At 69.1% G+C, this 11678-nt stretch carries 9 protein-coding genes; 5 read left to right on the forward strand and 4 right to left on the reverse strand.

Going from position 1 to position 11678, the window contains the following annotated elements; genetic code table 11:
- Positions 1-317: 317 nt before the first annotated feature.
- From AMK18_RS35560 to AMK18_RS34085, 3 genes are read left to right on the forward strand one after another with little or no spacing between them, the layout of a single operon-like run.
- Positions 318-1931 (forward strand): transposase family protein, encoded by a 1614-nt coding sequence (locus AMK18_RS35560; RefSeq protein ID WP_274535322.1) that lies wholly within the window; start codon positions 318-320, stop codon positions 1929-1931.
- Positions 1928-2671 carry an ATP-binding protein gene (locus AMK18_RS34080; protein ID WP_073865837.1) on the forward strand — a complete coding sequence of 248 codons (744 nt, stop codon included), beginning with the start codon at positions 1928-1930 and terminating at the stop codon, positions 2669-2671. Before AMK18_RS35560 ends, AMK18_RS34080 begins: the two co-directional genes overlap by 4 nt.
- A 15-nt stretch (positions 2672-2686) precedes the next feature.
- Positions 2687-3808 carry a hypothetical protein gene (locus tag AMK18_RS34085; RefSeq protein ID WP_241836724.1) on the forward strand — a complete coding sequence of 374 codons (1122 nt, stop codon included), beginning with the start codon at positions 2687-2689 and terminating at the stop codon, positions 3806-3808.
- 23 nt (positions 3809-3831) lie between these two features.
- Here AMK18_RS34085 and tpg read toward each other — a convergent pair whose 3' ends face one another.
- Entirely contained in the window at positions 3832-4389 is a 558-nt protein-coding gene (gene tpg, locus AMK18_RS34090) for a telomere-protecting terminal protein Tpg (protein ID WP_073865838.1), read from the reverse strand.
- 827 nt (positions 4390-5216) lie between these two features.
- Between tpg and AMK18_RS34095 the strand changes: the two genes are divergently transcribed.
- A complete protein-coding gene (locus tag AMK18_RS34095; RefSeq protein WP_143202295.1) occupies positions 5217-6041 on the forward strand; it encodes a hypothetical protein in 825 nt (274 codons plus the stop codon).
- Positions 6042-6268: 227 nt separating this feature from the next.
- On the forward strand, positions 6269-7657 hold the full coding sequence (locus AMK18_RS34100; RefSeq protein WP_073865840.1) for a hypothetical protein: 1389 nt from the start codon (positions 6269-6271) through the stop codon (positions 7655-7657).
- Between the two features lie 95 nt (positions 7658-7752).
- Here AMK18_RS34100 and AMK18_RS34105 read toward each other — a convergent pair whose 3' ends face one another.
- From AMK18_RS34105 to AMK18_RS35565, 3 genes are all read right to left on the reverse strand, one after another.
- Complete coding sequence (locus AMK18_RS34105) at positions 7753-8643, reverse strand: hypothetical protein (RefSeq protein WP_073865841.1); 891 nt, start codon at positions 8641-8643, stop codon at positions 7753-7755.
- A 91-nt stretch (positions 8644-8734) separates the two neighbouring features.
- Complete coding sequence (locus AMK18_RS34110; protein ID WP_073865842.1) at positions 8735-11404, reverse strand: DEAD/DEAH box helicase; 2670 nt, start codon at positions 11402-11404, stop codon at positions 8735-8737.
- Positions 11405-11441: 37 nt separating this feature from the next.
- The gene (locus tag AMK18_RS35565; RefSeq protein WP_274535323.1) at positions 11442-11570 is read right to left on the reverse strand and encodes a hypothetical protein; all 129 of its coding nucleotides are present in this window, start codon (positions 11568-11570) and stop codon (positions 11442-11444) included.
- Positions 11571-11678: the final 108 nt, after the last annotated feature.

Raw genomic sequence — 11678 nt, forward strand, 5'->3', positions numbered from 1 at the left:
TGCGATCTCTCGGTTTTGTGACAGTGGAGTGAGAGACAGCGGGGCTTGAGGGTGTTGATGCTGGTCGTGGTTTGTTTCGGGGCTGAGGGGTCGCTGTCCTGGAGGTGAGAGATCCACGGGGCATCGCTGTCGTGGAGCGTTATCGCGTGAGGGGTGATGCTGTCTCAGTTTCGTGAGTTCTGATCCGCTGGCAGATGGGTGTTGGTGTGCTCGGGGGTGTGGATCAGGGAGAGCAGGACCCGGCTCCGGAAGGGGCGGGTGGTGGTTTGAGTGGGGCTTTGCCGGCTGTGTCGGTTCGGGCGTTGCGGGGGGCGGTGGTGCGTCGTCTGCTGGCCCTGCGGCGGGAGGGGAAGCTCACCACCACGCGGGTGAGGTCGGCGGCGGATGGGCTGGGGGTGCGGGAGCGTGCGGTGTGGCGGTGGCTGGCGGCCGCGGAGCGGGACGAGGCTGCGGTCCGGGCGCCGGGGGAGCGGGCCGCGTATCCCGGGCGGTTCACGGTTACTGATGAGGTCCGGGCTCTGCTGGGGCTGTGGAAGGGGAACGTTGCGGCGGTTCATCGTGAGCTGACCGCTCGCGCGGCCAGGGGCGAGGGGGAGCCGCCTCCGTCGATTCCGACGCTGCACCGGGCGATCCGCCGTGATCTGACGCCGGGGGAGCGGGCCGGGCTCGCGGGAGGGGAGCGGGCGGCGCGTAAGCACGATGTGTTCCTGACCCGGCCACGTTCCTGGCGCAACCACGTGTGGGAGACCGATCACGTTCAGGCCCCGGTGCTTGTCGATGTCGACGGCAAGGCCCGCAGGCCGTGGATCACCTGGTTCACCGACTGCGCCACTAACGCGATCACCGGGGTGGCGGTCACGCCGGTGCATCCGTCGCGGGAGTCGGTGCTGGCCGCGCTGCGCTCCGCGGTCCTGCGCGAGGAACCCTACGGCCCGTTCGGCGGCCTGCCCGAGAAGGTACGGGTGGACCGCGGCAAGGACTTCCTGTCGAGGACGGTGACCGCCGCGTTCGATCTCCTGGACGTGATGGTGGAGGACCTGCCCGCCTACACCCCCCACCTCAAGGGCACGGTGGAGGGCCTGAACCGGGCGGTGGAGAGCATGTTCCTGGCCGCGCTGCCCGGCTACGCCCGCCAGCCGCGCCCCGGCAAACGCTCTTCCCGCCCGAAAGACGAGGTGCTGCTCGGCTTCGAGGACTTCACCGCCCGGCTGCTGGACTGGACGCGGTGGTGGAACACCGAGCACCGTCCCACGCCGTTACGGGGCAGGACCCCGCTTCAGGCGTGGCAGGACGATCCCACCCCGCTGCGGGACGTGCCGGCCGCGGATCTGTGGACGTTCACCCTGGAGGACGCCGGTACCCGCACGCTGACCACCCGCGGCATCCGCTTCAAGAAGCACGACTACGTGGGCTCGTGGATGACCGGCCTGGCCGGGATCCAGGTCCGCATCCGCTTCATGCCCCACCACGACCACCGCGTCGAGGTCTACCACGCGGCCACCGGCCGCTACCTCGGTCCCGCGGACCTGGCCGACCAGGCCACCGAGGAACAGGTCAGCGCTGTACGGCGGGCGCGGGCCGCCCGCAGCCGCCGTCTGAAGAAGGACCTCGAAGCTTCCCAGCGCGAGCGCTACGCCGCCGTGAACCAGCCCGAGGCCCCCCGGCGGCTCGGCGCACTGACCGGTGCACAGGCCGACGCCGAACTCGCCCGGAGTGCCGGCACCAGCCTGTCGCAGCTTGCGCTGCCGGACGTCATCCCGCCCGCCGCACCCCCGGCTGACTGGCGCACCCCTGCTTCCCTGGCTGCGCTGACCACGGCGGGCCGGCCCGCCCCGCTCCCGTCCAGCCGTGACTCCGCCCCTGTAGTCCTGGACGGCCCGGCCGGGCGGGGCGCACCTTCCACCCCCGACGAAGACGGAGACCCCTCGTGACCGCGGCGACCTACCAGTACGTCGACCTGCCCGACGCGTCCGTGGTCACCACCCGCGCCCTGCTCACCGCGCGTGAGAACATTGGCGATACGGTCGCCGCCCGCGCGATGATGTGTATCCACGGCGGCGCCGGCTTCGGTAAGACGCTCGCCGTCAACACCTGCCTGCGTGAACTCGAACCCGGCGAGGACGTCCGCCGGGTCACCTTCCGGGCCCGTCCCACCGCCCGAGCGGTGCGCTACGAGCTGTTCACCGCGCTCGACCTAGCCGGCGAGCCGCCGCGCCACCCCAGCGAATTCGACCGTCTGCTGAAGACCGCCCTGGCCGAGCGCCCCCGCACCTTCCTCGTCGACGAGGCCCAGTGGCTCAACGGGGAGGCCTTCGAGTACTTCCGCTACCTGTGGGACGAACCCTCTACCCAGCTCGCGATCATCTTCGTCGGCGGCGAGGGCTGCCACACCGTGCTGCGCCGCGAACCGATGCTCTCCTCCCGCATCTTCATCTGGCAGCACTTCACCCGCCTCACCCCCAGCGAGGTCCTCGACGTCATCCCTCTGTTCCACCCGATCTGGGTCGACGCCGACCCCGACGACATCACCTTCGCCGACAGCCACGCCGCACACGGCAACTTCCGCGCCTGGGCCCAGCTGACCGCACACACCCGCACCGCCCTGGCACGCACCGGCCGCCCCCGCGTCGACCAGGAACTGCTGCGCTGGGCCTTCAGCCGCCTCGCCTGACCACCAACACAGCCCATGCCTCCGGCCCCACCGCTGTCGCCCGTCACCGTGGTCATCGACCGCCATGACGACGTGACCCACACCCGCACCGCCCTGGCCGCCCACCACCTGCCGTCCGGACGGATCACGCTGCACCCCGGCCCGGGCACCACCAGCGAGACCGGCCTCGCCCACGACCTTCTCGCCACCCTGGGCAAACCGCCCCTACTCACCGGCCGCTTCCCCGCCGGGCGCCAGCCCGCCTGGGAAGCCGCCACGGCCTGGATGACCGCCCTGCCCGTCACCTGGCTGACCGTCCTGCGCGCCCACCGCCTCACCACCCGCCGCATAATGCGCCTCCTGGAGCTGCGTGCCCTCACCGGTATCCACCTGACCCTGGTCTGCCACCGCCCCCACCTTCCCGCCGCCCTGCACCAGGCCCTGCAGACAGCCGACTACTCCCTCACCACCGACCTCGACGCAGCCCGCCGCCACTACTACGGCACACCAGTCACCGAACCCCCACTCGCAGACGAGCCAGCCGGGCCGACCGGTCCGTGGCTCACCCTGCCCGCACTGGAACGCCTCATCTCCTACGACAGCCCCCGCCCCTGCACCGACCCGTGCACCCCGCCCCCGATCATCTGGCGGCACCGCCCACCGCCCGTGCCTCTCACCGCACACGCCGCCCAGCGAGTCGCCCACCGCCTCCACGCAGCGACCGCACATCCGCGCCTGGCCGCGGCCATCGCCGCCGCGCTCTTCACCGGCGCCTCCCTCCAGCAACTCGCCACCGCCCGCCCCCACGACTACGACACCGCCGCGGCCACGCTCGCCCTCCACGACCGCGCCCGCTACACCGACGGCTGCGCCGCCCACCCCGTACCACCCTGGGCCAGCGTCTTCCTGCAAGCGACCGCCTGCTTCACCCGGCTCGTCTCCGGCGAGGACCAGGAACTGCTCGCCGCGCCAGGTGACCGTGCGCACCTCCTGCGCGTGGCGGAGACGGCCAAGCTGCGCCCGCCCCAGCCGCCCCCAGCCCGCCGCCAAGGCCCGGTCGGCCGTGTGGAGTGGGACTGGCGCGAGCGGCAGGAAGCTGAGCGGTACGAAGCGATGCCGGCCAGTCGCGTCAGGCCCTTGCGACGCCGAACACCCTGACGCGGTCGCTAGAAGGGGCAGGCTCAGCAGATCGAGAAGTCGGCGAACTCGACATCGCTGAAAACGATGTGCAGACCGTGGGCGCGGCGGCCCCATTCGCGAAAGTAGGCGTGCCCCAGCGCCCGGGCCAGGATCACCGTCTGCTGCTGCTCGCCCGCGCCAGCATCCCGGGCGGCGAACAGCTCCCGGGCTACCTCTCCCGGCAGATCCTGGGTAATCCACCGCACCCGCGGATCGTCCGATGAGCCTGCTGGCGCGGCGAACCCGAACCGCGCCCTCGTATGGAAGACGAAGCCCTCCGCCTCGGCCCGGGCACGCCGACGGGCCCGTATCCGGGGCTGCCACCGAGCCAGAACTGCTTCCTCGATCGCTCGGACCTGCATCGGGCCCGGCGGACGACGTGCTTCGGACTTCTTCGTCACCCACCGCTGCACAGTGCGCTGCGAAACCCCCAGCACAGCGGCTACCCTCCGGGTGGAACCCTGGTGCGCCGCCAGCAAAAATCGCAAGCGGGCCCCCGTGCTTGACGGAACGGGCCGGGTACGCAGCGCGCGCTCCAGTCCGTGCGCGATCTCTCCCACGTTCAGCCCCCTTGATCGGCCTGCGAGTGGCCTTCCCGCGCCTGTGGTGTCAGGTCTCGCACACCTGGCGGCTCATGCCCGCCGGTTTCGGTGTCTTCATGACAGCACCGACCGCCGTCGGCTACGGCATCCCTGCACGTGCCGGTGAAGGGGCGTGCCGCACGTCTCCGGCCGGCGATGTTCATCCGACCCGGGCATGGCGAGGCGTTCTCGGTGAGGGGAAAGCCAAGGGGGCAGCCGGACTTGCTGACCGGAGCAGGGGCTGGCGAGCCGTCAGCCGCGGATTGCGTTGTTGCTGCTCAGTAGTTCGACGAGATTGGTCTTCGAGATCTCGACGCGCGGACACAAGAAAGTGCCCCGGGGGCCGAGGCCCCCGGGGCGGGGCGGGTGCTTTTGGTGATCAGGAGCGGGGGGCACAACCCCGCTGAGCCCTGATTCGTCGTCACGGCCCGAAACCATCTCCTGGTGGACGACGGGCTGCGACTGCCGGTTGACCCTGCGGCAGGCACCGTCGATCACGCGGAGATTGGGAGGCACAACCCCTCCGGTGATCCGTCCTCGGCCTGCTGTGTCTTCGACGGTACAGGACCCCGCCGAGGGAGAGCAACAGGCTTATGCGGAACGCCCGTTGGGAACCCTACCTTTGTGCCGGACAGGCGACGGCAGTACCCTGTTGTTTACTAACCTTTGTGCAGGGGTGGTTCGTTGCTAGCGCCAGGCACTAAAGTACTTAACTAACTTCTCCTACTTCGATGAACAGTGAGGACCCGGTGCAAGCGGAACGGACGTCAGAAGCGACCAGGGCCCCCTCGGCGCGCTCGTTGAGGATGGCTGAGAGCGCGGCGCGGCTGGGGCGGCGCAGGGCACAGGTTCGGTACACCTTCGTCGAACGGTTCACCCATGCCCACGAGCCGCCGCCTCTGGCCCGCATGCTCCGCGGCGGCCGGGGCGGCCAGGTCCGGCTCAAGCTCTACCTGAGCTATCTGTGGCTGCAGAAGGACGACACCGCCCGGGAGCTGGCCATCCGGCACAACGCCTGGGCCACGCTGCTCGATCTCCCCGATCCCGAGAAGGCGGGAGCCCGCCGGATTGCCGATGCGCAGGCGTGGCTGGAGGAGCACGACTTCATCGACGTGACCCGCACCGGCCGCCTGAACCTCGTCACCGTTCTCGACGAGACCGGTGTTGGAAAGCCTTGGATCGCCCCGGGCGCGGCCGCGAAGAAGGAGAAGGAGACCAGCGACCTCGGCGCTCTGCTGCACCGCTACATCCAGATCCCGCAGACCTTCTGGACCCAGGGACACATCGCCGTCCTCTCCGGCGCCGCGGTCGCCATGTTCCTCACCCTGCTGTGCGAGAACGGCGGGCTCGGCGAGGACCGCGCACTGTGGTTCAGCCCCAGGGAGGCGGAGAGTCGCTTCGCGCTCAGCGAGGACACCCGCAGCAAAGGGCTGCGGGAGCTGGCGCACGCAGGGCTCGTCACCACCAAGCGTCGCCCAGTGAACGAGACCGACTTCCAGGCGGAAGCGCTCTACATGCGCAACGTGCACTTCCTGCGGCTGGAGCGCCTCACCGAGCCCGCAGCCGTCACTCCGCGGCGGCGCGTGGTCGGGGTCCCCGATCAGCGCGGCACCTCGGCGGGCACTCCTTAACCGCGTCAGCCCGAAGATTCCCAGGGCACTGCTGTGGGCACGAGCTGCTCTAGGAGGACGCCAGCCTGCCACTCCGCCCCGGGACAAGAGATCTATCCAGGTCGGAGCAGTAGGGCCCGGCCGGCGTGAACGGGCGTTCGGTGTAATGGCGACTAGCGTTGGAAGCTCGTGGACGGCCCAGTGGCCGCGTCTGGAATCCGAAGCGTGACCTGGTTCATCATCGAGGCATGGCTGAACAGATGGACCTCCAGCGGTTGCGGAGCCTGATCGAAGGCGTGTGCATCACGCTGTACCAGCGATACCGCCATGAGGATCTTCCATCGCTGTGCGAGCGCCTCGGCCTGCCCTCGCCTCCTCCCAAAGACCAAGCGACCAAACACGAGCGCTTGACCGCGAGCCTGGGGGCCTGCCCGGACGACCGACTGCCTCATGTGGCCCAGGCCGTTCTCGACAGCGAGCCACTTTCAGCTCCCGAGCAAATGGAACTGCAGGACGTAGTGTGGCTCGGCCGCGACTACGTAGAAATACCCGGCCGCACGCGGCGAGAGCTGGCCAAAGAGCTCGACCTCTCCGACCACCTCAGCTATCCGGACCGCTTTCTGGCCCTGCTGGGCCGCCTGTGGGACCTCGGTGAAGACGACTTCAACGTGTGGGGCCCCCACCTCGGAACCCTGCGCTCCGACATCCAGCGCCATGTGATCAGGTTTCCAGGCGACTGGTCGACCGAGGACCTCTTCGAGCAGCTCAGAGCTTTCGAAGCCACACACCCTCGATTCGGTCGCTTCCTCGAGGGCCTGGCCGCCCCGGAGACGCTTCCTGACGAACAGGCACAGCGCCGCTTCGTCGAACTGGCCAACCGCCATCTGCAGCCGATCGGCGCGCAGCTCCGTCAAGAAGGGGAGACGGACGGATACCCCCAGTTCCACCTGCACAAGCTCGGCCGCGGCACCGCCCGCCGACCGCGCAACCTCATCTTCGCCACCCAGGGGAAACCCGACATCCGCTTCACCAGCGCCCTCGACAACGACATCGAGATCGCCGAACGAGCCGACGAGATCCTGGTCTATAACCACCCCGTCGGCAAGAACGGGCTCCTCTGGAGCGACCTGCTGTCCTGGTGGCAGGAGACCCGCAGCATCAAGGACACGGAGAAGGCCAGCCACTCCCTTTACAACCGCATGCAGGCTTCCCTGCCACGTGAATCCGCTGGACAGAAGAACCTGTTCTGGCTCTACCACAACCTCTACAGGAGCCACCTGCACGACGTGCCTGCTCTCCTGCCAGAGATATGGGTGCACTGGGATCCCAAGACCGTCCGCGAGCGTGGGGAACGCGCCATGCAAAACCTCCGCATGGACTTCCTCATGCTGCTGCCCGCGAACCGCCGTGTGGTGCTGGAAGTCGACGGCATGCAGCACTACACGCGCGACGGCGGAGCCGTACCCGACAGCGCAAAGTACGCCGCGACCATGGCCGGCGACCGCAACCTAAAGTTCCGCGGATACGAAGTGTTCCGCTTCGGCCACGACGAACTGCGCGACCGTGAGCGCGCCCGGCCCGTGCTCACCGACTTCTTCCGAACGCTTCTGGACCGCACACCTGATAGCTGTACATAGCTGCTCCACTGACGGCGAGTGCCATTGCTCAGCACTGCGGCAGGGGACACCGGATGGCCAGACGCGGTCAGCTGCGTCGGATCAGCGCTGCTGGATCACATGAAGTCGAAGTCGGGTTCCCAATCGTCATCCACCTCTTCCTCGGTGCGCAGTGAATGGCCTTTCATGCCCGCGAGCTCCAGTTCCGGGCCAGTCAGCGTGAGCTTGCAGACCCGGCACCCGAAGAAGCGCGGGAGAAACCAGATATCCCCGTACTCCCCGTCTTTGTCGCGCCCGCTGACGAGGGCGGGACTCTCGCACGCTGGACACTGCGTGGGAATGTACAGGTACCACCGGCTGGGCAACGGCGCCGCCGACAGACCCGCGATCACGGCTGCTTTCTCGCTGTCTGTCATGCGTTCCGTCAGCTTTGCGAAGGTCTCCTGCGCCCGTCGGACCTTCACCTCGTAGCGCAGCTTCAGTTCGGACGTCGCCTTCTCCACAAGGTTCTTGCATGCCTCGTAATGGACCTCCCAGAACCAGCTCGGCTCCTTCTCCAGAGCAGGCAGCAGGGAGTCGATATACGTGACACCGGCTGCCAGCAGCTCCCTGCACTCGCTGGAGGCACGCCCCCATCCCATGTGAGTGATGCCGTTGCGGGCGTCTCGCAACGTCGCGAGATGCGCTGGCGGCTTGACGTTCTGCACCTTCGCGAGTCTCGTCACGGCCTCCGCACCGCCGACGGTTCGGAGGCTCGCGCGCCCCCTTTCCACCTTGCCTTCCTGGCCACCGAGTACCAGCAGATCTTCTACGGAAGGCCTGACGTCGGCCAGCAACGTGAGCGCGATGGAGGCCAGACACCCCTTGGCTAGATGTTCGACAGCCACAGCCATGTGATGGACTGCGAAGTCCTGGTCCACCGGCTCCTCGAAGTAGGCGTCGAGGGCTGTCCGAGCCCATCGCTGTGCAGAGCGCACCAGCTCATCACGGATCTCATCCTGGTCCATCGAAGAACCGTAATGCGCTTGGCGCTCGATGTACGGCACTCGGTGAGTTGTCGCGTGAGCCCGATGGGGGTCGGCCAGCGGCCCGTGGTTCTCACGCCCAGTCGACGCCCAGTTCCGCGAGGGCGGCGAGTTGGTCGGCGTCTAGCCGGTCCCTCCTGGATTTCGTGTTCGAGATCCATACGCCCAGCTTGACGGTCATCGGCTCCGCCTCGCCGTCGGCCGCGATTTCCTCAGCGTGACCGCGCGGTACGGGCCGGTGGGCGCCTTCCCGCTCCACCCACTGCGCCAGGGCTGCCAGGCCGCGTTGGAACGCCTGCTGTGCCTTGCTCGGGCCTTTCGCCGTACGATCGGCCGCCGGGGCGGCATACGGCGCCTCAAGCGGCTTGACGCCCAGCCCGGTCAGCCGCTCCTGCTGCTCGGGCAGGAGTCGCGCCCAGGTGCCCGGTTGCTTCTGCTGCTGAAGCCACTTGCCCAGGTCATCACCCTCAAACAGCACGCCGGGTGCGATGTTGGGCAGGACGCCGTCGGTGTCGACCAGGTCGGCGAGCACTCGGTAGTGGCGCTGCCAGTTCAGCGGCCACGGGCAGTTCCAGTCCGGGTCGATCTCCGTCAGCTGCTCCGCGCGCTCCGCCGCCCGCTTCGGGTCCTTCCCGAGGCCGCCCTTGCGGCGCAGGTTGGCCATGTGCTGCCCGATGGGCACCATCGCCTCCCCTTCGCCCCACACCGCGTCCTGACGCGGCGCGAGGTGCCCGGTAGCCCGCCGGAACGACCGCAGGGCGGCCAGCTTGGCCTCCCACGCCTCCTCGCCCGGCTCCCAGAGCATTCCGGCCTCCGGGGCGTCCAGCAGGGTCTTGCGTCGTTCCTCCAGCTCCCCGGCCCGCAGCGCCTTGCGCTGCTGGTGCACCCACCGCCCCAGCGGGAAGTCCTTCGTGACGCCGACCTCGACCTCGACGTCGTACGGGACGGCGTGGACGCCGGTGATCTCGTTCTCCGCGCGCCAGCGCAGCAGGGCCTGGTAGCCCTCCAGCCACACCAGCGACTCCGGCCGGTAGACCCGGGTGCGAAGGAACGCCGCGATCGTCGCCACGCCCCGGGGAGAGGAGAAGTGCAGCAGCGCGGACTCGGCAGCGGCGTCGGTGTCGTCGCCCGGCTCCTGGTCCTCGTTGTCGCTCTCGCCGCTGGACCCGACGATCCGACCCTCGTCGTCACGCTGGACGTGGACCTTGCGCTTGCCGCTGGTGAGCGCGCGGGAGGCGAGCTGTTCCACCAGGCGGTCATCGTGGCTGCGCAGGCCCTGGAGGACCGCTACGAGCGGCTTGTAGCTCGCGGAGGCCACCATGTCCGTCGGGTCTTCGTTCGGCTCCAGGAACACCGGGACGATGATCCTGGCGACCTTGGTGGAGCCGTCGCGGTTGAGTCGGAGCGCGCGGCCGATGTTCTGGACGATCTCGACTTGGGAGCCGCGGGTGTCGGCGAAGCAGATCGAGTCGACTCCCCGTTCGCCGGTGATGTCGACGCCTTCGCCGAGGACGCGGCAGCTGGCGAGGAAGGCGCGGTGGACCCGGTGCCCGGTGGCGTTGATGCCGTTGGCGAACTGCCGCAGCACCTCCCGGCGTTCGGACACGAGGTGGTCGCCGCACAGCCACGCCGACCAGACCCGGTCCGGGGGTACGTGGCGGCCGGTCTCCAGCTCGTAGAACGCCGCGTCGATCGAGGACTTCGGTAGCCGGTCCGCGGCGGTCAGGTCGTTGTCGGAGGCGTCGTTTACGTACAGCTCGGCTGCCGTCTCGGGGAGCTTGTCCGCGAACGCGGCGGCTTCCTCCACCTTCTGGTGGAACGTCATGACCGTACGCAGGTTGTACGCGGCGGCGTGCTCCAGGAGCGCGGTCTGCAGGAGCGCGAGGCGCCGGCCGCGCCGGGCGTCCTCCGTCTCGCCGAGGACGGGGGAGGGGTCGCGGATCTCCAGGACGTCGATCTCGAACCCGGCGAGGATCTCGCGCTCGATCGCCTCGCTCAGTCCGAGCTCCGCGAGCCAGGCGCCGTACGTCCCGTCCGGGTCGTCGGCCATGGTCGCGATCTCCGCCTCCTGGCCGTCCGCGCCCCGCTGCGGGCGGGCCGCGGCGAGGATACGCGGGGTCGCGGTCAGGTACAGCCGGAAGTCGGCGGGGATCCGGGTATTGTCGTGGATCGCGGCCCACGGACGGCCAAGATCACCAGCGGTTCCGTGTGCCTCATCCACGATGGCGAGGTCGAAGGCGTCCATGCGCTGTCCGTAGAGCCGCTCCCCGCCCGCCAGCGCGGCCTCCAGCGGCCCGCGAACCTTTCGCTGGCCCTCGGGCGCGTCTATGTCCTCGCGGTCCACCAGGGAGGCGTACGTGGCGAACACGACCACGGGCCCGTGCCCGGCCCACAGCGCCAGTTGGATCGGGTTCGTGGTCGTGTGCACCCCGAGCGCGTTGAGCACCTGGTCGTTCTCCAGGGAGCACACCGCGACCATCGGGGCCCGGTGGCCCACCGCCCGCCACGCCTGGGCGGTCTGGGCGAGCAGGTCCAGGGTCGGGACCGTGACGAGGATCCGGCCGTCCGTGAAGCTCTCCAGCGCGCACGCGGCGGCCGTGATCGTCTTGCCCGAGCCCGTCGCTGACACGATCGTGCTCCGGGCACCCTGCGGGGGCACAGATGACCTTGCAGGGAATCCAACCCACTTCCTAAACGCGGAGCGCTGATCTACCTGGTGTTCCTTGAGCCGAATCACTGACATTCCGTGCCTCTCCGCGCGGTGAATTCGTGTGGTGGTTTCAGACGGCCGCGTGCGGAATGCACGCCGCGCCCAAGTCGTTCCAGATCGACGCATCCGCCTTGTCCCACCCGCCCGGCTTTCCGTCCTTGAAGGGCGGCTTGTCGTCCAGGTTCGTAGTGCCCGGCATCGAGAGTGCAGACGATGACGTCCCCATCCGCGTTCCGCGTCCGGGCCGTACACAAACCGCTGGCCACTCACCCGCACACCACCAGGCGCCGCCTGGTGGTGTGCGGGT

The sequence above is a fragment of the Streptomyces sp. CB01249 genome, from assembly GCF_001905735.1.
Lineage (GTDB): Bacteria > Actinomycetota > Actinomycetes > Streptomycetales > Streptomycetaceae > Streptomyces.